At 61.9% G+C, this 24,618-nt stretch carries 25 protein-coding genes; 10 read left to right on the forward strand and 15 right to left on the reverse strand.

What is annotated here, in order from left to right; genetic code table 11:
- Positions 1 to 3: 3 nt before the first annotated feature.
- Both rbsK and JSS27_05020 read right to left on the reverse strand, forming a co-directional pair.
- Entirely contained in the window at positions 4 to 945 is a 942-nt protein-coding gene (gene rbsK / locus JSS27_05015) for a ribokinase (GenBank protein MBS0208296.1), read from the reverse strand.
- Positions 946 to 961: 16 nt separating this feature from the next.
- Positions 962 to 1,594, reverse strand: coding sequence for an SGNH/GDSL hydrolase family protein (locus JSS27_05020; protein MBS0208297.1), 633 nt, complete (start codon positions 1,592 to 1,594; stop codon positions 962 to 964).
- A 260-nt stretch (positions 1,595 to 1,854) separates the two neighbouring features.
- On the opposite strand from JSS27_05020, the gene JSS27_05025 reads away from it, so the two are divergent.
- Entirely contained in the window at positions 1,855 to 2,073 is a 219-nt protein-coding gene (locus tag JSS27_05025; protein ID MBS0208298.1) for a hypothetical protein, read from the forward strand.
- A 21-nt stretch (positions 2,074 to 2,094) separates the two neighbouring features.
- On the opposite strand, the gene JSS27_05030 is transcribed toward JSS27_05025, so the two are convergent.
- From JSS27_05030 to JSS27_05040, 3 genes are all read right to left on the reverse strand, one after another.
- The gene (locus tag JSS27_05030) at positions 2,095 to 3,006 is read right to left on the reverse strand and encodes an alpha/beta hydrolase (protein ID MBS0208299.1); all 912 of its coding nucleotides are present in this window, start codon (positions 3,004 to 3,006) and stop codon (positions 2,095 to 2,097) included.
- A 133-nt stretch (positions 3,007 to 3,139) separates the two neighbouring features.
- Positions 3,140 to 4,300 (reverse strand): GNAT family N-acetyltransferase, encoded by a 1,161-nt coding sequence (locus tag JSS27_05035; GenBank protein MBS0208300.1) that lies wholly within the window; start codon positions 4,298 to 4,300, stop codon positions 3,140 to 3,142.
- Positions 4,301 to 5,033: 733 nt separating this feature from the next.
- Positions 5,034 to 6,449 carry a DUF1501 domain-containing protein gene (locus JSS27_05040; GenBank protein ID MBS0208301.1) on the reverse strand — a complete coding sequence of 472 codons (1,416 nt, stop codon included), beginning with the start codon at positions 6,447 to 6,449 and terminating at the stop codon, positions 5,034 to 5,036.
- Between the two features lie 242 nt (positions 6,450 to 6,691).
- Here JSS27_05040 and JSS27_05045 point away from each other — a divergent pair, with 242 nt between their 5' ends.
- Positions 6,692 to 7,783 carry a Gfo/Idh/MocA family oxidoreductase gene (locus JSS27_05045; GenBank protein MBS0208302.1) on the forward strand — a complete coding sequence of 364 codons (1,092 nt, stop codon included), beginning with the start codon at positions 6,692 to 6,694 and terminating at the stop codon, positions 7,781 to 7,783.
- A gap of 196 nt (positions 7,784 to 7,979) precedes the next feature.
- Here JSS27_05045 and JSS27_05050 read toward each other — a convergent pair whose 3' ends face one another.
- From JSS27_05050 to JSS27_05070, 5 genes are all read right to left on the reverse strand, one after another.
- Entirely contained in the window at positions 7,980 to 8,996 is a 1,017-nt protein-coding gene (locus JSS27_05050) for an alpha/beta hydrolase (GenBank protein MBS0208303.1), read from the reverse strand.
- A 103-nt stretch (positions 8,997 to 9,099) separates the two neighbouring features.
- A complete protein-coding gene (locus JSS27_05055; GenBank protein ID MBS0208304.1) occupies positions 9,100 to 9,345 on the reverse strand; it encodes a hypothetical protein in 246 nt (81 codons plus the stop codon).
- 49 nt (positions 9,346 to 9,394) lie between these two features.
- Positions 9,395 to 9,967: a class I SAM-dependent methyltransferase gene (locus tag JSS27_05060; protein ID MBS0208305.1), complete on the reverse strand. Its 573-nt coding sequence runs from the start codon at positions 9,965 to 9,967 to the stop codon at positions 9,395 to 9,397.
- Positions 9,968 to 10,224: 257 nt separating this feature from the next.
- Positions 10,225 to 11,553, reverse strand: a complete 1,329-nt coding sequence (locus JSS27_05065) for a Gfo/Idh/MocA family oxidoreductase (GenBank protein MBS0208306.1) — start codon at positions 11,551 to 11,553, stop codon at positions 10,225 to 10,227.
- Between the two features lie 190 nt (positions 11,554 to 11,743).
- Positions 11,744 to 12,592, reverse strand: a complete 849-nt coding sequence (locus JSS27_05070) for a hypothetical protein (GenBank protein MBS0208307.1) — start codon at positions 12,590 to 12,592, stop codon at positions 11,744 to 11,746.
- A 287-nt stretch (positions 12,593 to 12,879) separates the two neighbouring features.
- Here JSS27_05070 and JSS27_05075 point away from each other — a divergent pair, with 287 nt between their 5' ends.
- On the forward strand, positions 12,880 to 13,419 hold the full coding sequence (locus JSS27_05075) for a metallophosphoesterase (GenBank protein MBS0208308.1): 540 nt from the start codon (positions 12,880 to 12,882) through the stop codon (positions 13,417 to 13,419).
- A gap of 90 nt (positions 13,420 to 13,509) precedes the next feature.
- On the opposite strand, the gene JSS27_05080 is transcribed toward JSS27_05075, so the two are convergent.
- Together JSS27_05080 and JSS27_05085 are read right to left on the reverse strand one after the other, a co-directional pair.
- Positions 13,510 to 14,121 (reverse strand): superoxide dismutase, encoded by a 612-nt coding sequence (locus JSS27_05080; protein MBS0208309.1) that lies wholly within the window; start codon positions 14,119 to 14,121, stop codon positions 13,510 to 13,512.
- Positions 14,122 to 14,454: 333 nt separating this feature from the next.
- A complete protein-coding gene (locus JSS27_05085; GenBank protein ID MBS0208310.1) occupies positions 14,455 to 14,853 on the reverse strand; it encodes a hypothetical protein in 399 nt (132 codons plus the stop codon).
- A 377-nt stretch (positions 14,854 to 15,230) separates the two neighbouring features.
- Here JSS27_05085 and JSS27_05090 point away from each other — a divergent pair, with 377 nt between their 5' ends.
- The 6 genes from JSS27_05090 to JSS27_05115 all read left to right on the forward strand — a co-directional run bounded on the left by JSS27_05090 (position 15,231) and on the right by JSS27_05115 (position 20,921).
- Positions 15,231 to 15,569, forward strand: a complete 339-nt coding sequence (locus JSS27_05090) for a hypothetical protein (protein MBS0208311.1) — start codon at positions 15,231 to 15,233, stop codon at positions 15,567 to 15,569.
- Positions 15,570 to 15,621: 52 nt separating this feature from the next.
- Positions 15,622 to 15,921, forward strand: coding sequence for a hypothetical protein (locus tag JSS27_05095; protein MBS0208312.1), 300 nt, complete (start codon positions 15,622 to 15,624; stop codon positions 15,919 to 15,921).
- Between the two features lie 358 nt (positions 15,922 to 16,279).
- Positions 16,280 to 17,572: a diphosphate--fructose-6-phosphate 1-phosphotransferase gene (locus JSS27_05100; GenBank protein ID MBS0208313.1), complete on the forward strand. Its 1,293-nt coding sequence runs from the start codon at positions 16,280 to 16,282 to the stop codon at positions 17,570 to 17,572.
- Between the two features lie 117 nt (positions 17,573 to 17,689).
- Entirely contained in the window at positions 17,690 to 18,559 is an 870-nt protein-coding gene (locus JSS27_05105) for an HAD hydrolase-like protein (GenBank protein MBS0208314.1), read from the forward strand.
- 72 nt (positions 18,560 to 18,631) lie between these two features.
- Complete coding sequence (gene gnd, locus JSS27_05110; protein MBS0208315.1) at positions 18,632 to 20,092, forward strand: decarboxylating NADP(+)-dependent phosphogluconate dehydrogenase; 1,461 nt, start codon at positions 18,632 to 18,634, stop codon at positions 20,090 to 20,092.
- Positions 20,093 to 20,138: 46 nt separating this feature from the next.
- A complete protein-coding gene (locus JSS27_05115) occupies positions 20,139 to 20,921 on the forward strand; it encodes an SDR family oxidoreductase (protein ID MBS0208316.1) in 783 nt (260 codons plus the stop codon).
- 123 nt (positions 20,922 to 21,044) lie between these two features.
- On the opposite strand, the gene JSS27_05120 is transcribed toward JSS27_05115, so the two are convergent.
- The 3 genes from JSS27_05120 to JSS27_05130 all read right to left on the reverse strand — a co-directional run bounded on the left by JSS27_05120 (position 21,045) and on the right by JSS27_05130 (position 23,422).
- Positions 21,045 to 21,617: an RNA polymerase sigma factor gene (locus tag JSS27_05120; GenBank protein MBS0208317.1), complete on the reverse strand. Its 573-nt coding sequence runs from the start codon at positions 21,615 to 21,617 to the stop codon at positions 21,045 to 21,047.
- Positions 21,618 to 21,666: 49 nt separating this feature from the next.
- On the reverse strand, positions 21,667 to 22,728 hold the full coding sequence (locus JSS27_05125; GenBank protein ID MBS0208318.1) for a twin-arginine translocation signal domain-containing protein: 1,062 nt from the start codon (positions 22,726 to 22,728) through the stop codon (positions 21,667 to 21,669).
- A 235-nt stretch (positions 22,729 to 22,963) separates the two neighbouring features.
- On the reverse strand, positions 22,964 to 23,422 hold the full coding sequence (locus tag JSS27_05130) for a YhcH/YjgK/YiaL family protein (GenBank protein ID MBS0208319.1): 459 nt from the start codon (positions 23,420 to 23,422) through the stop codon (positions 22,964 to 22,966).
- A gap of 259 nt (positions 23,423 to 23,681) precedes the next feature.
- Between JSS27_05130 and JSS27_05135 the strand changes: the two genes are divergently transcribed.
- Positions 23,682 to 24,404, forward strand: a complete 723-nt coding sequence (locus tag JSS27_05135; protein ID MBS0208320.1) for a class I SAM-dependent methyltransferase — start codon at positions 23,682 to 23,684, stop codon at positions 24,402 to 24,404.
- The last annotated feature ends 214 nt before the right edge of the window (positions 24,405 to 24,618 follow it).

Below are 24,618 nucleotides of genomic sequence, written 5' to 3' on the forward strand. Positions count from 1 at the left end.
GAGTTACAACTTCAGGCCGCGCGCTTCGGCAAAGGCCAGCACTTCGGCGGCGGTGGGCAGCGAGGTGTGAGCGCCGAGCCGAGTCACGGTCAACGCGCCCACGAGGTTAGCATAGGCGACGGCGCGATCCAACGCCTGCCCCCGGGCCAGCGCCACGGCCAGTCCCGCCGAAAAGGCGTCGCCAGCCGCGGTGGTGTCGACCGTGGCGACTTCCTCGCCAGGCACCAATCGCACCAGTTGGCCGTCGTCGCAGACAGCCCCTTGGCCACCCAATGTGATTACCACGTGCCGCGCGCCGCGCCGGCGCAGTTCGGCGGCGGCTCGACAGGCCGTCACTTCGTCGAGCACCTTGATACCCGTAAGCTGCTCGGCTTCGGTCTCGTTCGGCTTCAGGTAATCGACCAGACTTAGAATCGCATCGTCAACGCCGCCGGCCGGCACCGGCGCGGGATCGAGCAGCGTCCTCACACCGGCAGCACGCGCCATTTCCAGCGCGTGCTTCACCGTTGCCAGCGGCACTTCCAACTGGACGACGAGCATGTCGGCATGGCGGAGCAAACCGGCCGCCCGATCAATATCCTCGGGCAACAGCGCGGCGTTGGCCCCCGAGGCCACCGAAATCTGGTTTTCACCACGCTCGTCGATGGCAATGATCGCCACGCCCGTCTTTAGGTGCGCGGCGCGCGTCACCTGGTCGACGTCGAGTCCTTCGCCCGCTAGCTCCTCCAGCGCGTCGTCGCCAAAGCGGTCGCTGCCGACCTTGGCGATCATCGAGCAATTCGCGCCCAAGCGAGCCAGGGCGACGGCCTGGTTGGCCCCTTTGCCCCCGTGGACTTCATGGAAGTCGCCCCCGATCACGGTTTCGCCCGGCGTGGGCAGTCGAGCACTCTTCACGACCAGATCGACGTTCATGCTGCCGACGACGACAATGCGAGGATAGTCCATCGATCAGGCCTCGTCGTTAGCCGCCGAGGGCGACGCGCGCCAGGTCGGCCATGCGCGCGCCGAGCCGGGTATGTTGATCGGCGGCCCAATGAACGCCGTCGAGCGGACTGGCAGTGACCTGCGTGGCCACGTCAAAGAACTCGACGTTGAACTGAGCGGCGGCCTGTTGGTAATGGCGCGCGAGCTGTTGTGACTTTCCCTCGGCCCCTTCGAAAATGTCGGCCAGACCCGTCAGGGGGCCAATATGCGGCGGGCTCATCAACAGAACCTTCGGAGACGCGCTGGCCGGGCCCGTGCCACTTTTTTGAATGGTGCTGAGCAGAGCCGTGATGTTCACGGCAATGTCACCCGCCGACAAACCGAAGCGGTGCTTCAGGTCGTTCGTGCCAAGCATCAACAACACCAGGTCGATCGGAGCGTGCGTGTCGAGGCATGGTCCCAAGTACGTCAAGCCATTTCGCCCGGGGCCACGTGTCGGGTCATCGAGCACGGTGGTCCGGCTGTTGAGCCCCTCTTCAATCACCAAGAACCCAGCGCCCAGCGCGGCTTGCATCACTCCCGGCCAGCGATTGTGACGTTCGTAACGAGCGGCAGTGCCGGGGATGTAACCCCAGGTGTTCGAGTCGCCAAAACAGAGAATCGTTTTCATCGAATGCGGTGAAAGTCGTTGCGGTAATGCTGTTTTGCATCGCTTACCACGGCGGCGAGCAGGCCCTTAGTGTGCCGAGACCAACGATGGGCCGCAAGGCGCGCGATGGTGATTGTGAATTGCGTCACAAGAGACCCGCAAATTGTTGGCGTTCTGTTTGCGAGCGCTACCTACGGCTCGCCTATAATGCGGGCAGGTACTGATCGTGTCTCTACCGATGAAGACGGTTCATTGATCTCACACAGGGGGAGTCAAGCGTCATGTTTCATCATGCCAATCACCTGGGGCCCAACACCTTTGTCACCGGCGATCATCATGGGCATGGCGACCAGTGGTTGTCGCACTTCGATCGCAATGAGCGCCACCATCTGGTGGAAGAAGATCATCGCGTTCGGAACAACGTCGCCAAGCTGCTCTTTAGCTGCATGATGTTCGGGTTGCTGATCACAGCCGGCGCCGTGTGGTGGGTCGCGACCTGAAGTCGTATCACCGCGGCGTCGCTAATTCCTGGCAGTCAGAAAGCCCTGCGCTTTCAGCCATTCGCCCGCGCGGGCGGGCCAGGTGCTGACCGTGTGCTCGCTGGGGCGCAGACCATAGCCGTGCCCGCCGGTGGGATACAAGTGCATCTCGGCCGGAACCTTGGCCTGCTTCAGCGCCAGGTAATAGAACAACGGCCCTTCGACGCGCACTCCGTCGTCCTCGGTCATCACGATGAACGTCTTGGGAGTGTTGGCGGTGATTTTCATTTCCGGCGCGAGCGCGTTGTTCTCTTTGTTGACCAGATAGGCCGGATAGATCAGCAACGAGAAATCGGGGCGACAGTTCACCACGTCGGCCGCGTCAACCGTGGGATAGGTGCGCTGGTCATAGTTGTTCGATGCCGCCGCCGCCAGATGTCCCCCCGCCGAGAAACCAAGAATGCCGATTCGATTCGGATCGAGGCCCCACTCGCTGGCCCGTTGACGGACCAGGCCGATGGCGCGCTGGGCGTCCTGTAGCGGTGCCGCGTGACGTTCCAATCCCTTGCGCGCCGGCACGCGGTACTTGAGCACCATGCCGGTCACGCCAATCGAATTGAGCCACTCGGCGACTTCGGTTCCTTCTTTGTTGAAGGCTAGAATGTTATAGCCACCACCAGGACAGATGATCACGGTCGCGCCGGTGTCCTTGTCCTTGGCCGGGCGAAAGATCGTCAGCGTCGGTCGCGTGACATTGGCAACGCGAATCGTATTGTCGTTCGGCTTCAGCGGCTGCTCGTGCTCGTCGCCGACGTCCCCTTTCTCGCCCGGCACGTCCGCCGGCCAGACAGGAATCACCTGCGGCGCTTCGGCCGCCATGCCAAACAACGGCGCGAGCGCCAACAGGGCCGAGACCAACAGGGTATGGCGCACAAATCGCAGCGAACAGAGCATGATGATCATCCAAGTGAGCGCGATTGGGATGGCAACAGGCGGGGCAACGTGCAGCCAATGGTAACCGCACGCACCAACCAATGCCACCAACTGGGCCGGGTCGTCGGATCGACGCCGGCATACGCTCGTCAGATTACTCGGCGATGGCGGGCTCGGGCGTCTGGGACGTTGTCACGCTTGGCTGCCGCAACCGACTGGCCGCGAAGCGCCAGGCCGACTGGGCCGTTCCCTCGGCCGCGTAGCGCAGCCGCGACGAAGCGTCACGCCCAATGACCTGCACACGCATCAGCGGGCGCGGCTGCGCCTGCCACAACGCCTTGTACGGCTCGTCGCCGCGCAAGAAGTCATACGTTGTGCAGCCGGCATCGATCGATCCCCGGATGCTGGCCATGAATTGCAGCCAGCCGGGGTTCTCGTCGGCCGCCGCCGGGTCGAAGCCCCCTTGATAGTAATACATCTCGCTCGGCGAGCGCAAGCAATACTCAATGGCGATCGGCCGCCGGTTGTGTTCGATCCAGGCCAGCCGCAACCCTCCCTTGCCGAGCAGTTGCCGCATGATGTCGGCGTGGAACGAGGTAAAGCGCGCCGAGGCAAAGCAGCCCGGCTCGCCCAGGAACTCGCGCCGCTTCTGGTGCAGCTCGACCAGAATGTTGAACCCGCGGTAGAAGTCATCCATCGACTTCACTTCGCACAATTGAAAGCCGCCGTCAGCTTCCATCCGCCGTTCCAGCTTGCGGACCTTGGACCGCGGCGACCGGCCCAGACTGGCCACGTACGCGGCCCAATCACTCGGCAACGTCACGCGCCAGGTGTTGCCTTGCTGCTCGATTTCGACGGCATGGTGGCGGCGGCGCATGGCCTCGGCCAGCGCGAGCCCGGCCAGATCGTCGGCGGACTGGCCATCGAGATCGAGCCGGTCCCAGTGCGGTCGTCCCGGCCCATCGAGCCAGTCGGCGAAATTGTCGGCCACCTGTTGCTCGGCACCCGGCGCGGCGAGCAACGACGTGTAATCGGAACAGACTTCGCCGGAGCCCAGAAAGCGAACCCGCCGCCCGCGCAGCATGCTCCGCTCGACAAAGCAGGGGGCAATGCCCACGAGTTGCCGCTGGGCATCGTGCGCCAACAGGACGAACAGTTGCCGCTGGCGATCGGCGTAATGCCGCCACCAGGTGGAGTTCCATTCCCAACCGCGAAACGGCATGCCCCCGGCCAGCGCATTCCAGCGATCGGCCAACGGCCGCAGTGTTTCGAGCGAGGTAGCGCAGGTAACTTTGAGACGCCGAGAACGAGCCATCAGTCTTGCCCCGAAGCCAAACGAGAATCCAAAGTGGTCATTGACACCGCGAACGCAGGACGCGCGATCGTGCCTACGCCTGTCGGGCGGTGCGCGCTGGTTTCGCCGCCCAGCGCAATCGGCCACAATGGAACGCGGTAAATGCGAGTGGCGTGCCGATTGAACTGACCAGCGAGTCAGATTCGGCGGCTGAAGACGATTTGCCGATATTCCCGCGGTTTTCTCGGCCAATCTGGTGATCGGAATGCGATGCTAAGGTTCACGCCGTTCGCGCGGCGTGTTGCTTTTCCGCATCGCCGTCGCTAAAAGGCGACAGCAACATTTCATCAAGGTGCATTGTTCAGGGGGTAAGCATCGCCCCCCGACAGTTCGTCGATCTTTCATCCTGCAAGTGCAAAGCGCAAACTGAGGCCGGACTCACGAAGCGCTATTGGAATGCCGAAAAGATAATCCGTCATCAAAGAAAAGCGTCTGCTCGAGCAATCGAGCGGATGGCGGCCGTCGCAGGGTCCTGCCCCACCTGCGGCGGCTTTTTTTTCGCCATGCGATCGTCACGGATGACACGACCACGAATCGAGTGCCATGCCATTGCGCAAGCCGCGCAGCGGTGCGGCTGTCTTCGGCCAGAATCAAATCAGCAAGAGCATTGCTCGCTCACGCGGCGCGCAATGCAAAATGAGTTCCCATCAGAGGGGGCTGCCCGACATCTCATTCAGACATACACCTGAATGATCTACGCCTGAGCGCGGCATTCGGCAATCGGCTCGCCAAACGGCAATAGCGGCATCGGCCGACCGGTGTGATCGGGGAAGGCATGCTCGCGATCGATTCCCAAGTGGGCGAGCACCGTGGCCCACAGATCGTTCGGCGTGAACGGCCGCTCAGTCGGATACTCTCCCTTGGCATTCGTTGCGCCGATCACCTGGCCGGTGCGCATGCCGCCGCCGCTGACGATCATCGACATCGCGCCGGGCCAATGATCCCGGCCGGGCTGCATCACGCCGCTGGAAGTCCCCTTCTGGTAGCTAAGCCGCGGCGTACGGCCAAATTCACCCGTCACAACCAAGAGCACGCGCTTGTCGAGCCCGCGCGCGTACAAGTCCTCAATCAAGGCCGTCACTGCCTGGTCATAGCGCGGAAATCGCACTCGCGCGTCGTCGAACAGGTGACAGTTGACCGCGTGCGAGTCCCAGTTGTAGCTGACGTAATTCGGCAATTGCTCGCCCGGCATCGGGTTTTCCATCACCATCGTGACAAACGTGCAACCGGCCTCGACCAGCCGGCGGGCCATCAGAGCCCGCTGGCCATAGGCGTGCTGTCCGTAGCGCTCGCGGACGGCTTCGGGCTCGGCCGATAGATCGAACGCGCGGCGAGCCTTTTCGCTGGTCACCAGTTCGAGCGCGCGGCGGTTGAACTCATCAAGGCCGTCGAACACGCCGGTCTTCTCGGCGCGGCGTTGCCAATTGTCGAATTGATTGAGTAACGCCACTCGGTCTTCGAGTCGCCCCTCCAAGGCCGGCAACGGCGCCAGGTTCTCGATCTTGAAGTCCTTCGCCGCCGGGTTGCCGGCGACCATGAACGGATGCGTCGAGTTCCCCAGGTACGCGCTGCCGAACGAAAAGACGTCGATTCCTTGGCGACCGTTGTCGGCGCCGCAGACGTAATTCGGCAAGCCGCGCCGACGGCCGGCGACCATCTTGGCGATCATCGACGGGACTGCTGGATAATCGTTGACGAAGCCAGTCGGCTCTTTCGGGTCGCGGCCGGTCATGAATCGCTTGTGCCCGCCGCCGTGATCGGCGAACTTGTGGGCGACCGAGCGGATGATGTTGTATTTGTCGGCCACCTTGGCGTGCAGCGGCAACAGCTCGCCGACTTGCATGCCCGAGACGTTCGTGTTGATCGGCCGGAACTCGCCCCGGTACTCGCTGGGGGCGTTCGGCTTCAGATCGTACATCTCCATGTGGGGCGGCCCGCCGGGCATCCACACAAAGATCACCGCACGATCCGCGGCCACGGTCGACATCAAGGCCTGAGCCTGTAGGCGGAAGAAGTCCCCCATGCCCAGCCCGCCCAGAGCGGCGGTGCCGAACATCAAGGCCGAGCGTCGCGTGATCGGGCCGGCGCAGCGTTGCGGAGCACGACTCATCGGTGGGTGGTTCCTGAGCGGGAAGTTCGCACGGCCACGAGGGCCGGCACAGACCGGTCGGTGAGATGGTTCGGGCAGTCGCGGCGGGACTCTGGTATTGTGTCAGAATTGGCCAAACGGATCAAGCTTTTCCGATGCTTGGCAGAGGAAGGATTCGGTCTATAGTAGCGGTCGACCTGAGCTATTTTTCTGCCGCGAAGTCGCGGTTTTCGTGGCTTTTTGCTTTCCCAACAGGTGACACGATGATCGACCGTCGCACGTTTCAGAATTGTCTGGTGGGGGCTGCTGCCGCGGCGGCGGTGACCAGCATTGCGCCGCATGTGTCGCACGCCGCGAGCAAGAACGGCAAGATTCGCATCGGGCAAATCGGCACGTCACACGCCCACGCGGCCGGCAAACTGGAATCGTATCGCTCGATGAGCGACGTGTACGAAGTGGTCGGGGTCGTCGAGCCTGACGCGGCGCAGCGCGAGCGCGTGCAAAAGCAACGAGCTTATGCCGACTTGCCCTGGTTGACCGAAGAGCAGTTGCTGAACACGTCGGGCCTGCAAGCGGTGGCCGTCGAGACCGAAGTTTGCGACCTGGTGCCCAAGGCCACGCGATGCGTGCAGGCCGGGCTGCACGTCCACGTTGATAAGCCGGCCGGGGAATCGATGTCGGCGGTGCGGACGCTGCACGAGGAAGCCAGCCGCCGCAAGTTGACAGTGCAGATGGGCTACATGTTTCGCTATAATCCGGCGTTTCAATTCTTGTTCCAGGCGGCGCGCGACGGCTGGTTGGGAGAGGTGTTTGAAGTTCACGCCACGATGAGCAAAAAGCTCGGCGAGCGCGAACGCAAGGAGTTGCTGCCGTACAAGGGGGGCTCGATGTTCGAGCTAGGCTGTCACGTGGTCGACCAGTTGGTCACCCTGCTGGGTCCGCCCCAAAAGGTGACGCCCTATCCGCGACAGGTGCGCCCTGACTTAGACACGCTGGTCGACAATCAGCTCGCGGTGTTCGAGTACCCCAAGGCGACCGCCACGGTGCGCAGCGCCATGGTCGAACACGACGGGGGCCGGCGACGGCAGTTCGTCGCGTGCGGCACCGAAGGGACGATCGAAATCCTGCCGATCGAAGCGCCGAAGCTGATGGCCACATTCTCGAAGAAGCGTGGCGAATATGCCGCGGGTCACCGCGAAATACCGCTCCCCAAGATGACCGGCCGCTACGACGGCGAGTTTCAGGACCTGGCCGCGGTCATCCGCGGCGAGAAGCAGTTCGCCTGGAGCGCCGCCCACGACTTGGCGACGCATGAATCGATTCTTCGCGCCAGTAGCTTGCCGCTGGATACGTGAGCGATGGAAGTGATGAGTGATGAGTGATGAGTGATGAGCGATGAGCGATGAGCGCGCGGGCCTTTGGCCCTGCGGCTAAACCGCAAGCGTGCATCGAAGCGTAAACAGCGGCAAAATGTTGAACACTTCTTCCCCTGCCCTCTATTCATCAATCATCACTCAGCATTCATCACTTCCCCCTCACTCCGTGCCGTGGCTATCTTTCTTGAACGGGCATCCCGAAGTGCTTGCGGAAGAAGTTCAGCATTTCGAGCGATACGTTCCGCCGCGGCGTCTCTTCGGTGTGGACGTAGACATTCTCGATTCCTAGCTGATCCATTTCTTTCTTCAGCAGTTTGCCGAATTTCGGATGGTGGATTCCCTGCCCAAGTCGCGCGTCGGCCGGCAATGGGGCATCGGGCTCGCTATAGACCATGAACAACGGCGGATCGTCCTTGGTCAGGTGCGTGATCGCCGACGATTCGTCGTACAGCTTCTGCTTCTCGGGCGTCGGGTGAAGCGCCTCCTCGGCGCTGGTGACGCCATAGACTTTGAAGATCGACGGGTGCTCCCAGGCCCGGCCGCCGACCAGTTCCTTGATCTTGATGGGGTCGTACATCGCTTGCCCGCCCATCGTGCCGATGGCCGTGATACGCGTGGACTGTCGTAGCACCGGGTCGGAACCGCGGAGGTCGGCCAGGTCGTCGTGAAAACCGATCCACATCGAAATGCCCGCCCCCGCCGAACCGCCATAACAGGCGACACGTTTTGGGTCGATGTTCCAATCGCTGGCCTTGCTGCGCAGGAACTGCACGGCCCGCGCGCCGTCGAGTTGCGGCGCCGGGAAGATCACCTCTTTGCCGTTAACAAATCGATAGTTGATGGCCGCAATGCTGATGCCGCCACGGGTCGCCGCTTGCACCATGCCTGGCGCGATCGACGATTTATCACCAGCTACGAAGCCGCCGCCGTGAATGTAAACGATCAGCGGCGTCGGCATGTCGGACGGGGCTTGCCAGAAGTCGAGCACATTCCGCTCGGCCGGCCCGTAGGGGACGTTGGCAAACGTCGGCTTCGCGGCATCGGCCCGCTTGGCCGAAGCTTTGGTCTGGGCGCTGGCCGGGGATGCGCAGAGCAACGCTGCGATCAACACCAGCGACATCGAAATGCGATGAGTCATCAATGTTTGTCCTGATGATTTGAATGTCGTGAATGGAATGGTATTCGTGGCCATCACCCCACGGTTCGAATCTGCCCTTCTCCCCTTGTAGGGGTTTTGCCTGCAAAGCTCCGGTTTTAGATAACTTTGTGGGCAAGCAACAATTCTGCCGACAAAGTTATTTGGCCTGAAGTACCAGTTTGAACTGGGAAAGGTTACTTTGCTGGAGTGCCGACAATCCTTTGACGAAGTTCTGCCGGGCGACATTCATATTCGGCCTGCGGAACTCTTTACCGCAGCCAGGACAATTCAGGGCCGCTGTAGCAAGGCGATCCAACGAGACTTCGACTGAAGTATCGCAGTCGGCACATGCCTGCTGGAACAACGTGGCCTCGGCTGCGGGTACTCGGAGTAGCTTTCCCATGTTCGGCATTATACGAGAAGAGTACGCCGCACGGATAATCCACTTCAATTCAGACTCGCTCGAAAACGTAGCCATAATGGTAGGGCGGCAGATCGATGAGACCGGGCGGCAACGTCGCGAACCCCGCCGACTCTGCCCACGCACCACATTGTTCAGGGCGTGGCCTGATTCCTATGGTCGGTCCTCTTGGCGTATGGGCATCGTAATTCCAATGAATCACGGCGAGCTTGCCGCCCACGGTTAGCACTCGCCACGCTTCTCTCAACAACGTCATCCGTTCTTCGGCGTGAAGAATGTTGAACAACATGGCGTAGTCCATCGAACTATCGGGCAAACCTGAACCATCGGCCACGAAGTCTCGGTGATGGGCTTCGACGTTGTCAAGATCGGCGGCCGCGGCTTTGGTGTTCGTCGCCGCCACCATCTCCGGTTCAATGTCCAGGGCATACACCTTGCCGCCGATTATCTTGGCTGCGGGGATGGTGAACGTCCCATAGCCACACCCGAAGTCCACGACGGCTCGGATGTCCTTGGTAAGGCCCAATTTCTCCAATGTGGTTTTGGGGTCGAAGAAGCCTGCCCATGCTTCCTCCGGAGGCATTCCACTTTCTCTGGTTTTCATTTCTGCTTGCGAGGGTCGTCCTGCGGATTGAAGTTAGAAGCAGACTTCAGCCTTTCGAGGCAGAATCGGAGTTTGGAGGCAAAGCCCCTTGTGGGAGAAGTTGTCCGCAGGGCGGATGGTGGGAAATAAAGTTGACGATCGCGCAAGCCTGAGTCACACCCCTCCTGTTCCCTTGTAAGGGAACAGGAGGGGGCTCACCCGGTTCGCGATGCGAACCACCTTCTCCAACAAGGGGCGAGGGTTGAAGTCTCGCATGCTCACACCAACGGCGTCACGCCGGGCACGGCCACGTCGGCGTTCATGCCGGGGCCCCATTCGTACTTGGCCGGCGTCAGGTTTTCTTTCGAGTTGAATGCCTGGTCCCAGGTTAGCTTCTGGCCCGTGTAGGTCGCCATCCGGCCCATGATCGCCAACATGGTCGTGTGGGCCATGTATTCGCCGTCGGTCACTTGCTTGCCGGCGCGGAGGGCCGCGAACAGCTCATCGTGCTCGGTCTGGTGCATCACGTTCTTGGGGCCGCGGTAACGCCACAGCGACTCGCCACCGCGCGAGCGAATGGCCCCCTTCTCGATGACGGCGACTCCCTTGGTGCCGCGAACCGTTACCGAGACATCGCGCACGGTGCCGACCTGCTGCGTGCAATTGAAATGCACGCCGACGCCTGACGCGTATTCAAAGTTGACCGCGTGGTGGTCGAAGATTTGCCCGCGATCGGGGGCCGTGCGAGCCTGCAAGCCGCCGACGCCGATACACGTCTCGGGCGCGACATCGCGCAGAATCCACGAGGCTTTGTCGACGCTGTGGACCGCCTGCTCGACGATGTGATCGCCCGACAACCAGGTGAACCAGTACCAGTTGCGAATCTGGTACTCCATGTCCGACCACGCGGGATCGCGCGGCATGGGCCAAGCCTTGCCCGGCGGGGACGAATAGTAATTCGCTTCGATGGCGATCACATCGCCGATCAGCCCTTCGTTGATCTGGGCAATCGTGGCCCGGGCGGTGTTTTCATAGCGCCAGCACAGACCCGAGCAGATCGACAATCCTTTCTCTTTGGCTTGTCGTACGGTAGCGAGCACCTTACGCACGCCTTGCGCGTCGACCGCCACGGGCTTTTCGGCAAAGACGTGCTTGCCGGCGTCAACGGCCGCTTGCAGGTGCAACGGCCGGAAGTGAGGCGGCGTGCCCAGAAGAATCACGTCGACCCCTGAGTCGATCACTTTCTGGTACGCGTCGAAGCCCGAGAACTGCCGCTCCTCGGGCACATCGACCCGATCGGCGACTTCTTGCTGATCTTTCAACAGCTTCGCGGCCCGCGTGAGCTGCTCGGGAAATAAGTCCCCCATTGCCGTCAACCGCGTGTATTTGTCGGCCTTTAAAGCCTGCACGGCGGCGCCATTGCCGCGCCCGCCGCAACCGATCAAGCCAAGCCGTAACACATCGCCACCGGCCGCGTGCGCCGAGCGCGCGATCGTCAGCGGCGAACTGATGGCACCGGCGACCGCGGCGGCCGTGGTCCCCTTCAGGAAGTTGCGGCGTGAATTCTGGGGACTGGTGACGGGGTGATTCGAGGGGGCGTCCGACATAGCGAAAAACTCCAGCACAAGAATGGGCGCGCGAAAGTCGAGAGGGGTGCGTCGCGACGGGCGGGGATGTTCAGCAAGCTGCCGACACTATAACCAAGCGCTGCCGACATTCGCAAATTGCCGGCGAAAATGAGACAGAGCGGCGGTTGAATCCACCGGCTACGGAGAGGGCGTCTGGCGACGCGCGGCTTTACAGCCCTTGCACTTGCGGCTGTTGTTGCAGGCTGTTGCCGGTTCGCTCGTTGTAGAAGAATCGCTGGTTGTTGTACTGCTGCAGCCGGTCGCGCATCGGATTCGGCACTCGCAACGTCACCGCATTGGTCGAAGCGTCGAACGTGCCGTGCCCCGGTGCGACCAAGCGCGCGTGGACCAGGCCGAACATGCCCAGCCGTTGATCGAAGTCGGGTGGAATGGTCTGAAAGTCGAATCGGTACTGGTATGACTGGGGACCGAACTCACCCGCGCGCACCTGGCGCACCCAGCGACCCAAAACGGGGAATGTGCGCAACAGAGCGGTGCTCCCTTGCCCTTCGCCAATCAGTTCGACATCGATCGAGCCGTCGATCGGTACAACCTGCCCCGCGCGGTCAATGGCGTAAAGCGTGAGTAGAATCCCGTCGGCTTCGACATCGGCGTCCCAGTTAGCCACAATGGCTTCAACGGCAATCGAGGCAATGGGCAGCGTCGGCTCGGGCGCGATTATTGATTGCAGTTCGGGCCGCGGAAGTGGAGGCCCTGCTAGCTTGAACACCCGAATTGGTTGTGCCCCAGTTGCCGGAGGTACGGTTTCCACCTTGTCGATTTCCGCGCGCGCGAAGGAGCGGACGAGCGTGATGCCCGGCCGCTCGACACGCAGCCAGAGGGTTTGCTCGTCGCTGCGGCTGTCAAGTTCGCCGGTGATGCCATGCCCATTGCGCGTGTAGACGGTAACCGTTTCAGCCTGGACTGGCGCGAATGACGACCAAAGCCAAACCCCGAGCGCCGCGGTGGCGGCCCAGGGCGTGACGCGGCGACAGCGATAGCGCGCGGAGGTGCTCACAACTTGCCATGATTGGCAAACGGCGAGCCCGATCGCAACAGGCCACCGGCGCGAAATTGGGCGGGAAGTCGCTAACTGGCGGGCCGTCTTGCGCTTAATGGCGCAACAGGCTGCCGATCGTAAGTGGCCCAGCGAGACGCGATGTTGCGTTTTGGCAACACCAATGGTGGCGAAATGACAACAACGACGCGAATAGCGGGGCTCGCGCGATCTGCTGCCTGGGGCCAACGTCGGTTATGATCGAAGGCGACACCGCCGCTCATTACCTACCGGCCAAGAAGCCCACCATGCAAATTGGCATTTTCGCCGATATTCACGATCACCTCGACAACGCCCGGGCCGCGGTTGACGAGTTCAATCGTCGCGGCTGCGGGTTGGTTATCTTCGCCGGCGACTTCGTATCGACGTTCACGATTCCGGTGCTGCGGGGGCTCAACTGCCCGCTGCTCGGTTGCTTTGGCGACAACGAAGGGAACAAGCTGGGGCTGACCGGCGGGCTGCGCATTGTCGGCCAAGTCGGCGAGCCGCCGCTCGGTTTTCGCACCGCGGAAGGCTTGAAGTTCCTGGTGACGCACCAGTACGAACTGCTGCGCGGCGACTTGGACGGCGCCAACGTGGTCGTGTTTGGGCACACGCACAAGCCGAGCGTCGTACGCGACGGCGACGACCGACTGCTGATCAATCCGGGCGAAACGAGCGGCTGGACGTATCGCCGACCGACGGTGGCGGTGCTCGACACGGCGACGATGTCGGTCGAGATCGTCGAACTTCCCGGCATGCCGGCAGCCCCACCGCGTCAGATCAATCGCTCGTCCAAGGCTCGCTAGCGCGTAAAAAAACCGGGGACTTGCGTCCCCGGCTCTTGTACCTATTCCAATTCCTCGCGGCATTTCGCGAAGGATCGCAATGCCGCCGCGTTACTTGATCGCGGCGGCGTAGTATTCGGCGACCTTTGGCCAGTTGATGACGCTGAAGAACGCCTCCACGTACTTCGGCCGCAGGTTCTGATAGAGCAAATAGTACGCATGTTCCCAAACGTCGAGGCCCAGGATCGGCGTGTTGCCATGCATCAACGGGCTGTCCTGGTTCGGCGTGCTCTCGACGACCAGCTTCTTGCTCTTGTTGACGCTCAGCCAGGCCCAGCCGCTGCCAAAGCGCCCGGTAGCCGCCTTGGTCAACTCTTCCTTGAACTTGTCATAGCCGCCAATGTCGCGCTGGATGGCTTCGCCCAACGCACCGGTCGGAGCGCCACCGCCGCCGTGGGCCAGGACGGTCCAGAACAACGAGTGGTTGGCGTGGCCGCCGCCGTTGTTGCGAACGGCGGTGCGAATGTTTTCGGGCACGCTGTCGATCTTGGCGACCAGGGCTTCGATCGGCTGGTCGCCCAGGTTCGTTCCCTCGATGGCCTTGTTCAGATTGGTGATGTAGGCCTGGTGGTGCTTGTCGTGGTGAATCTCCATGGTCCGCGCGTCGATGTGCGGCTCCAAGGCGTTGAACGGATAAGCGAGTGGTGGAAGCGTGTATGCCATGGATCGATCCTCCCAAAGCCGGTCAATGATGTGTGAACGGTGACTTGCCTGCGCAAGATACCCGATGCCCCACCGACAGGCAATCGTACGGAAGCTGACGGGAAAAAGCCAAACACTTTCCCCCTTTGCCCGCTGGAAGTGGTTGCCATGAGCGCTGGCCAGCGAGAGTGTAAGCGCAAGGGGGCCGCCAACTAATCACGCCCCGAATGACCGTGGCCGCCGATCGATCAATGGCCGCCGCCCACGCAACAGCCACGGTCAATCGCCGGCCACTTGCATTGCCAGCGGCGCAATGCGACTTGCGCCGCTGGCATCGCTTTACCAACGCCGAGATTACTTCGCGTCGGAATCCTTTGGCGCGTCGGCCATTTTCCTGGCAGCTTTACGTTTGGCTTTGGCTTCGGCAAGCAATTGTTTGAGACGCTCCTTTTGCTCGGGGCGCAGCAAGGCCTCGATTTCGCCATCGCGCTTTTCGATGAGCTCTTTCAGCCGAGCCTCAAGCTCGGCGATCTTGGGACGATATGATTCCTGGATCTTATACGCTTGCTCTCGCTGCAATCCGTCGACCAGATCGCGATAGTGATCCGGCAACGGCCCGCGCGGATCAACACGCTGTTTTTTGTCCCCCTTCTCGGCCGAAGCGGCGGCGGGCTTTTCATCGGCGGCGCGCACCGAAACAGTCGAGGCCAAGAGCCCGATGCCAATCACAGCCACCAGCGTGCGAATCGTCAACAGCGCGAAACGTCGTTTCATGGATCCTGCTCCTCGGGGATAGATGGGGCGATGTTCTGCCCAGTTAGTTTGTGGCGAATCGCCATGCCAGCATTGCTGCCGTGGCCTCATCGTATCTCGTGGAAAATTGGTAAGCCAGAAAAATCCGCAAGTAGCTCCATTTGCCCAGCGTGCCATTGGGTTGTCACTGCTGGCGGCCTCAAGCAGCGTGAATCATCCCGACCTCAGGGGGCGAGCAAGCGTTTGGTTTAAGTTCGCGGCGGCCGTGATTCGATGTTTGGAAAAGGAGTTGTGCGCCAAAGCGCTGGGGTGAAAACACCAGCTATCGTCGCCGGCTCCTGACGGGGCCCCTCGGCATCAGCGGAGAACTTTGAACCATGTCGCTCCTCGGTTGGTTTTCCAAAGGGAACAGCACGCTCGACTGGATGCGGATCGCTCAAGAGTTGGCCATCACGGCCAGCGCCCTGCTGCGATCATCGATCGACGCCAGCCATTTGCCCAGCGCACGGGCCGAGGTCCGCGGCTATTTACGTGCCAAGAGCACACCGCTAGTTCGCCGCGCGTTGAACCTGCACGCCGCCACGAGCAACCGGGGCTACACCGAAGCGCAGTTGCAGTGGCTGCAAGACGAAGCCACCGAACGCACCGTCCGCATGTCGATCGACGACATGATGCGTCGGCACTTGCGCCCGGCCACCGCTCGAATCGCGGCCTAGGGCCCGCGCTGATTTTCTTGTGAGCGAACTGCCGCCGTGGTAAGGTGAAAGCATGTCACACGGGCTTTCCCCTCATAACGAGCAGTACCTCGAACAGGTCGTCTCGGCCGGCCGGTTTCCTTCGGTCGAGGCGGCCATCGACGCGGCGGTCGAAGCATTGCGCGAACGGGACCAGGGAGTGGAATACGTGCCTGACGAGCACGCGGCCCTGGTCGACGAAGCATTCGAGGCATCAGCGGCCGGTAACTCGCGTCCCATGACCAGCGAAGACTGGGCCAGCCTGCATCGATTAGTTGACGAAATAGCGGCACGCAAGGCTAAGGGCGGCCACGCTCTCTCGACAACTAATTGATTTACTTCTGCCGCAGCGATGACGGTTTTTGAGATCGTTCGCGTAACGCACGGTGCTCGGAGTCAACGTCGACTGATCTAAGCCGGTTCACAACCATCGGCTGACTGGCACGACGGCGCTGCAACCTCCCAAAACACGGCAAATTCAGCCACTTTCGCCCCGCTTTTCCGATCACGCCCAGCCATTTGCGGGGGCTGCCCAGCACCGTTACAATCGCAAGTTCTTGCAGCGCAAGCAGGCAGAATCGTCGTTCTGACCGCCCTTTCCGGCGCGGTCTCGGGGGTTGCGATCTGCCAATCGCGCAGTCGCCGACCCACCGGCTTTGCATCGACAACCATTTGACGGAAGTTAGCGCACCATGACTAAGCCTCGCAACATGATTGTTGCTCAAAGCGGCGGCCCCAGCCCGGTGATCAACAACAGCCTTCGCGGCATTCTGGACATGTCCCGCGAGATGCCCGAGATCGGCACCGTCTACGGCGGCTATCACGGCATCGAGGGCGTGTTGAAGGAAGAGCTGCTCGAGCTGTCGAGCCAGGATGCCGAAGAGATCGCCCTGCTCCGCTTTACACCGGCCGCTGGTTCGATCGGCACCTGCCGGTACAAGCTCAAGCCAAACCAGACCGAGGACTTCGAGCGTTGCATCGAGGTCTTCAAGGCCCACAACATCGGCTATCTGCTCTATATCGGCGGCAACGACTCGATGGACACCGCCCACAAGATTTCACAACTGGCCCATCAGCGCGGGCTCGACTTGGTGGCCGTCGGCGTGCCCAAGACCATCGACAACGACGTCGGCGACAGCGAGTTCAAGTTGGTCGACCACACGCCGGGCTACGGCTCGACGGCTAAGTACTGGATGCACATGGTCCAGAACGCCAACGAAGAGAATATGGGCTCGTGCCCGGCCGACCCGGTGCTGGTGCTGCAAGCCATGGGTCGCAAGATCGGCTTCATTCCGGCGGCGGCGCGACTGGCCGACCCGGAGCGCGAAATGCCGCTGCAAATCTACCTGGCCGAAAGCCCCTGCACGATCGAGCAACTGACCGACCAGGTCAACGATCAGCTCAAGCGCGACGGCCGCTGCGTCGTCGTAATCAGCGAAGGGTTCAACGTCGGCAGCCTGGGCGAGGTGAAAGACTCGTTCGGCCACACGTCGTTCAGCTCGAGCCAACAGACCGTAGCCCAGATTGTCGTCAACCACCTGAACAAGGTCGGCCTGGCAGCCAAGGGGGCCGCGCGGGGCAACGTCTCGGGAACCGATCAACGTCACTCGATGGCCTATGCCTCGACGGTCGACCTGGAAGAAGCCTACCGCAGCGGGCAAAAGGCCGCACTGCTCGCCGGCCGCAACGAAAGCGGCTTCATGTCGACCATCTTGCGCGAGTCGGGGCCGATCTATTCGGCCCGCTACGACCGGGTGCCGCTAGAAAAGGTGGCCGCCGCCGATCGCTCGTTCCCCAGCCAGTGGATCGCCAAGAACGGCTTCGACGTGACCGACGACTTTGTCCGCTATTGCCGGCCGTTGGTCGGCGAAGACATGGTGACGTTGCCGATGATCGACGGCCGCCAGCGACTCACTCGGTTCAAGCCGCTGTTCGCCCAGCAGAAGCTGGCCAAGTACGTGCCGCAGGCTGACCGCAAGAAGTAATCGACAGTAAGTAATTGCACCAGTAAGAAATCGCGCCTGCCGTCAATCGACGTGCGGCGCGCGAATTAGAATCTGAACCAATTCATCTCATCACTCTTCTCAAGCTGAATAGGACCGATGGACTACACGCCTAAGCACGAGTTTCTGGTCGGCATCGATTCCGATGGTTGCGTGTTCGATACGATGGAGATCAAGCACAAAGAGTGCTTCATCCCGAACATCATCAATCACTACAACCTGCAGGCCATCAGCAAGTACGCCCGCGAGGCGGCCGAATTCGTCAACCTGTACTCCAAGAGCCGCGGCATCAACCGCTTTCCGGCGCTGATCGAGGCGCTTGAATGGCTCGAGCGCCGCCCCGAAGTGGCCGCGCGTGGTGTGAAGATCACCCTTCCGCCCGGGCTGCTGCAATGGTTGAAGACCGAAACCAAGCTCGGCAACCCGGCGCTGAAGAAGGCTGTCGAATCGTCGGGCGACCCGGACCTGAAGCAAGCGCTCAAGTGGTCCGAAGCCGTCAATCAGATGGTCGAAGACGTGGTCCGCAACGTGCCGCCGTTCCCGTTCGTACGCCAGTCACTCGAAAAGCTAGCCGGCAAGGCGGACTGTCTAGTCGTGTCGGCCACGCCGAACGATGCTTTGAATCGCGAGTGGGAAGAGCATGACTTGCGCAAGTTCGTTGCCGCCATTTGCGGCCAGGAAGTCGGCACCAAGAAAGAAGTGCTTGGCCTGGCCAAGAAGTACAAGCCGGACCACACACTGATGATCGGCGACGCCCCCGGCGATCACCAGGCCGCCGTGGCGAACAAGGCTCTCTTCTTCCCGATCAATCCTGGCGCCGAAGAAGCGAGTTGGAAGCGATTCTTCGACGAAGGGGTCGATCGTTTCCTAAAGGGCACCTTCGCCGGCGAGTATCAGGCCAAACTGCTGGCCGAGTTCGACAAGTATCTGCCCGCCACGCCCCCCTGGCCCGTCACCGCCAAAGCCTGACGCACCCTATTCACCCGCGGCGCTAGGCGCCGCGCCTGACCGATTTTCCACACGCTTCAAGGAATATGCACCATGTCGCCACAACCGACCTCCGCCCAGGGGACTTGTGATTTTGGCCTGATTGGCCTGGCCGTGATGGGCGAGAACCTGGCTCTGAACATCGAAAGCCGCGGCTACCGCGTGGCGGTGTTCAACCGCACAACCAGCGTCGTCGACGAGTTCATCAAGGGGCGCGCCGCCGGCAAGAAGTTCGTCGGCTGTCACACGGTCGAAGACCTGGTCGAGTCGCTGGCCAAGCCGCGCAAGGTCATGCTGATGGTCAAGGCCGGCCCAGCGGTCGACGCGCTGATCGATCAGTTGATCCCGTTGCTCTCGCCGGGCGATGTGATCATCGACGGCGGCAACACCTATTACCCCGACACCGAGCGGCGGACGCAATACGTCGAGTCGAAGGGCTTGTTGTTCATCGGCACCGGCGTCTCGGGTGGTGAAGAAGGGGCGCTCAAAGGCCCCAGCATGATGCCCGGCGGCTCTCCGGCTGGCTGGCCGCTCGTGAAGCCGATCTTCCAGGCCATTGCCGCCAAGGTTGGACCGAACAACGACATTCCCTGCTGCGAGTGGGTCGGCCCGCGCGGCGCCGGACACTACGTCAAGATGGTTCACAACGGCATCGAGTACGGCGACATGCAGTTGATCTGCGAAGCCTACTACATGCTGAAGCACGCGCTCGGCTTGTCGAACGCCGAGTTGTACGACGTCTTTGCCCAATGGAACCAGGGTGAACTGGACAGCTACCTGATCGAAATCACTCGCGACATTTTCAGCGTCAAGGACGAGTTGACCGGCAAGGAGATGGTCGATGTCATCCTCGACAAGGCCGGCGCCAAGGGAACTGGCAAGTGGATGAGCCAGTTGGCGCTCGACTTGGGCGTGCCCAGCACGCTGGTCACCGAGGCCGTCTATGCTCGCTGTTTGTCGGCCCTGAAGGACGCGCGCGTCCGGGCCAGCAAAGTCCTGGCTGGCCCGCAGGAAAAATACACCGGCGACAAAAAGCAGTTTATCGAAGCCGTGCGGCACGCGCTGTACGCCTCGAAGATCTGCAGCTACGCCCAGGGCTTTGTGCAGATGCAAGCCGCCGCCGTCGAGCACAAGTGGCCGCTCGATTTCGGCAACATTGCCTTGCTGTGGCGCGGGGGGTGCATTATCCGCGCTCGGTTCCTGGAACGGATCAAGGACGCCTTCGACGCCCAGAAGGACCTGGAGAACTTGTTGCTCGCCCCGTACTTCACCAAGGCGCTGCAAGAAGCCCAGCCGGCCTGGCGGCACGTAGTGGCCACGGCGGTCCAGCTTGGGCTGCCGGTGCCGGCCTTCTCGACCGCGTTGACCTACTTTGACGGCTACCGAACCGCTTCGCTGCCGGCCAACCTGCTACAGGCCCAGCGCGACTACTTTGGCGCGCACACCTACGAGCGAACCGATCGGGCTGGCGCGTTCCACACCGATTGGCTCAAGCTGCGCCGCGAGCCGAAGTAAGCCCTCACCTTTGAAGCCCTCCCACCGCGAGACAGGCGTCTTGAACATGGCGAACGGTTATCTGGAAGAACTCTTCGGCCTTAAGGGCCAGGTGGCCGTCGTCATCGGCGGCACGGGCGTCCTGTGCGGCGCGCTGGCCGAAGGGTTGGCCAAGGCCGGCGCAACGGTGGTCGTGGCGGGGCGCGGCGAAGAAGCCGGTGCCAAGCGCGTGGCCTCGATCGAGGCGGCCGGCGGTAAGGCCTGCTTCATGACCGTGGATGTCAAGTCGCGCGAGAGCATCATGGCCCTCAAGGACGCCGTCGTGGCCAAGTTCGGCCGCGTCGACGTATTGATCAACGGCGCTGGCGTCAACTCGGCCAGCCCGTACTTCGAGGCCAAGGACGAAGACTGGAACCATGTGCTGACTTGCAACCTGACGGCCGTGCAGATCGGTTGCCAGGTCTTTGGCAAGCAGATGTCCGACCAGGGGGGCGGCTCGATCCTGAACATCGGCAGCGTGTCGAGCGACAAGCCGCTGTCGCGAGTCTATGCCTATTCGGCGTCGAAGGCCGCGGTCATTAACTTGACCCAAAACGTGGCCCGCGAGCTGGCGCCATTGAAGGTCCGCGTGAATGCGATCTGTCCTGGCTTCTTTCCGGCCGAACAGAACCGCAAGATTCTCGATCCCGAGCGCGTGACCAAGATCATGGCGCAAACGCCGATGAACCGCTTCGGCGAGCCGGAAGAACTGGTCGGCTGCGCGCTGTTGCTGTTATCGCGCAAAGGGGGCAGCTTCATCACCGGCGCGGCCTACTACGTCGACGGCGGCTTTACGGGGATGAGGCTGTAGTTGGTCAGTTGCCAGTAGTCCGTGGTCAGTTGCAGGGAACGCCTCTCGACATTTCCGTCCCCCTTGCTCCCCCTCGCCCTGTTCCGCCTCCGTGCTCAACTCCGTGTCTCAGTGCCTCCGTGGCTAGTCTTCCTTGCTATCGAGCATGCCCCGGAGCTTCTTCAGCGCCAGTTGCATTCGGGTCAGCACCGTTCCCAGCGGCAGCTTCAACTCGGCGGCGATTTCGACGAACTTCTGCTGCTCGTAGATGCGAAGCTCGACCACGCGCCGCTGATCCGGCGGCAACTGGGCCAGCGCCTCGCGCACCCGAGTGACGTCCTCCCAGCGCAGCAGCGGCACCTCCGGCGCAATCGACGTTCGCTGTTCGCTGTTAGCCAGTGCGTCGGTCGCCCGCTGATGCACCCCTTGCTTGCGACGGACAACAATCGCCTCGTGATAGGCCACGCGGAACAGCCATCCCTTGAGCGATTCCTGCCGGGCGGTGTGCCCTTGCTCGATCGCTTTGACGAAGGTGACCTGCAATGTGTCGTTGACGTGCTCGTTGTTGCGCAGCACACCGTAGAGGAACCGCTTGAGCTCGTCCCCATGCTGCACGAAGAGCGACGCCACCAGCGCCGGCGCGATGCGCTCGGGCGCAGCGCTCGGCTCGCCCAAGCTCTGCTCGGGCGTCGGCTCTGGCACGCTTGGGTCGCTCACGATCGGCTCCCACCGTCGGCCGGGCGGCTATTGCAGGACCGCCCCTGGCTCATGCCGAGGGAGTGTGACGGAACTTGCGGACGCGGCCGTAGTCGATCCACTCGACGATGTAGAAGTTCCCCTGGGAATCGACGGTCATCGCGTGGGGCGTGGTGAACTTGTCGGCCGGGATTTCTTCCTTCTTGATCCCCTTGCCGTCGCCCAGATGGGCCACCACCTTGTCGTTCGCGTCGATGATCGTCACGCGGCTGCCCAACTCGGGAATGTAGAGATGGCCGGCGTGCTGATAGAAGCAGCACGGCGCCCGCATGTCGGGAATCGTCCGCTTGTAGTCCAAATCGAGCGAGTAAACTTCCAGCCGCCCGTTCGTCCGGTCGGCGATGTAGACCTCGGGCTCTTTGCCCAACGTGCTGATCCAGACGCCGTGACAGGTCTTGAACTTACCGTGCTCGGTGCCGGGGCCACCCATCGTCTTGATCAGCTTGAAGTTCTTGTCAAAGCGGTGAACAAGTTGGCTGCCATAGCCGTCGACGACGTAGATGTCGCCGTTCGGCGCCACCGCCACGTCGGTCGGATTGACAAATTCGAACGGGGCCGAGGCCGATCCCTGCTTGACCTCCTTGCCAATCTCGTACAACACCTTGCCGCTCAGGTCGGTCTTATAGACGCGGCTGCCGGGCTTGTTCTCGGTGAAGTAGAAGAACTCGCCGTCGGGCTCCTTGCTCCAATACAAGCCGTGGGCCGTCGAGGCCACTTGCTGTGCGGTGTACCCGACCTTCTCGGCGAAATCGTTGCTCCACGTTTCGAGCAGCTTGCCGTCCCGATCGAAAATCGCCACGCAAGGGTTCACCGACCGCGAGGTGACGTAGACCCGGTCCTGGCTATCGACCACCACGGCGCAGCCCAGGCCGTACTTCATGCCGGCTGGCAGTTGCCCCCAAGTCGGGTCAAGCGTGTAGGTCCATTTCCCTTCGCCAATCTTCACCGGCTCGGCGGTGCCGTCGGCAGCATGGGCCAAGTTCGACAGCGACCAAGCCGCGCCGGCCGCGGCGCTAGTCTGCAAAAAGTCGCGACGGGTCAGGCGGCGCGGGAACAAATACTTGTCCGACATGGCTGGTGGTCCTTCGTTGGCGGGGAATGCGGAGGGCTGGCAACCGGGAAGCGAAACGCCATTTAGACTAGACCAATTGCGCGTGGGTGGCAAATTGTTTTGGGGAAGCGACTAGCGGTTAGCAATGAGCGATTAGATGCGGAAAAAGCCGTAATCTCGTAGATTCTAGCGCTCGTCATGCCGCGCGTCCCCCTTCATCACTCATCATTCATCACTCAGCATTTCCCTTCCGCGCTTATCGTTTCTCCTCGACCGCGATCTTCAGCACGACTTTCCGCACCGCCCCGTCTGTGGCCAGCGGAGCGTGGCCGTCGCAGGGCCAGAAGATGGTGAACGTCCCGGCCGGCATCACCAGCCAGGTCTCGGACGCGTCGCCGTACAGCAACAAGTCGCGCGACGCGTCATAGGCCAGCTCCACCTGCCGGCACTCGGCCGCCGGCAGCCAGCCGATCAGCTCGTCGCCGCGCACCACGTATTGAATGTCGATGTACTTGCGGTGCGATTCGAGCTTGGCTCCGGCGCGCGTCCGCCCCTGGTCATCGGAGACCAAGGCGTAAAGCCGATCGCCGCTGAGCTCATACTTCCCCGGCGCGAGCGCGTTCAGATCATTGGCCCGCAGCCAGGCGAACGCCTGGGCAAACAGCGGATGCAACGCTTCGTACTTCGCAGACTCGGTCAGTCGATCTAGAATCATCGCAGCGAACCTCGTGGGGTTGAAATTGTCATCTGGTTGAACTGTTAGTCATCGGCCAGCGTCTGGCAACGCAAACGCCCCTCCCTGCCAGGGAGGGGTTGGGGGAGGGTAGCAACGTCGCTCCAGATTGAAACGTGGCCCTCATCCGGCGGCTAGCGCCGCCACCTTCTCCCGGGGGGAGAAGGGTTGTTGGTGCGCCGCGCCAGACTGTATCGCACCCAATCTACTCGTGCTGAGTCCGGAACCCAAGGCGCTTCAAATGTCCCAACGTAAAGCCACCGTCGATGAGATTCGCCAGCGGTTCGACAACGACGTCGAGCGGTTCTCGAATCTCGAAACTGGCCAGACCGCCGCCGTCGATTCGCGCTTGGCCATCGAGCTGATCACCGAAGCCGCCGCCCTGAGCACGCCACACGCCACTCGGTTGCTCGACGTCGGCTGCGGAGCGGGCAACTTCACGCTGGCCATGCTCGACCGGCTGCCAAAACTCGCCAGCACGCTGCTCGATCTCAGCGGGCCGATGCTCGATCGAGCGCGCGAGCGCGTGTCCGCCGCCAGCGCTGCCCAGGTCGCTACCTTGCAAGCTGACATTCGCGCGCTCGACCTGGGCGTCGGGCAGTTCGACGTCATCGTCGCTGCCGCGGTGTTGCACCACCTGCGAACCGAAGCCGAGTGGCGGCAGGTTTACCGCAACTTCTACCGGGCCCTCGCGCCGGGCGGCTCGGTCTGGGTCTATGACCTGGTCGAGAGCCCGACGCCGGCGCTGCACGATCAGATGTGGCGAGCCTACGGCGAATACCTGATCGGCCTGGGGGGTGAAGCGCTGCGCGACAAGGTGTTCGCGTACGTCGATTTCGAAGACACGCCGCAAACCTTGCCGAACCAACTGCACTGGCTCCGCGAAGCCGGCTTCACAGCGATCGAAGTCCTGCACAAGCGCACGTGCTTCGCAGCGTTCGGAGCGATTAAGGACGGGAAGTGATGAATACGAAATGATGACTGATGAATGGGGCAATTCGCTCGGGCCTATGGCCCTGCGGCTAAACCGCAAGCGTTCCTCCGTCCACTTTCTACTTTCTATTTTCTCCGCTCGCGTCCCCTTTGCTTCCCATCCTTCGGTCTTCCCTTTGCGTCTTTGCGGTTCAAACTCCCCTGTATTTGGTGCTAACCAGGGGCGTTCCACCACCTTGACGGCC

The sequence above is a fragment of the Planctomycetota bacterium genome (genome assembly GCA_018242585.1).
Lineage (GTDB): Bacteria > Planctomycetota > Planctomycetia > Pirellulales > PNKZ01 > JAFEBQ01.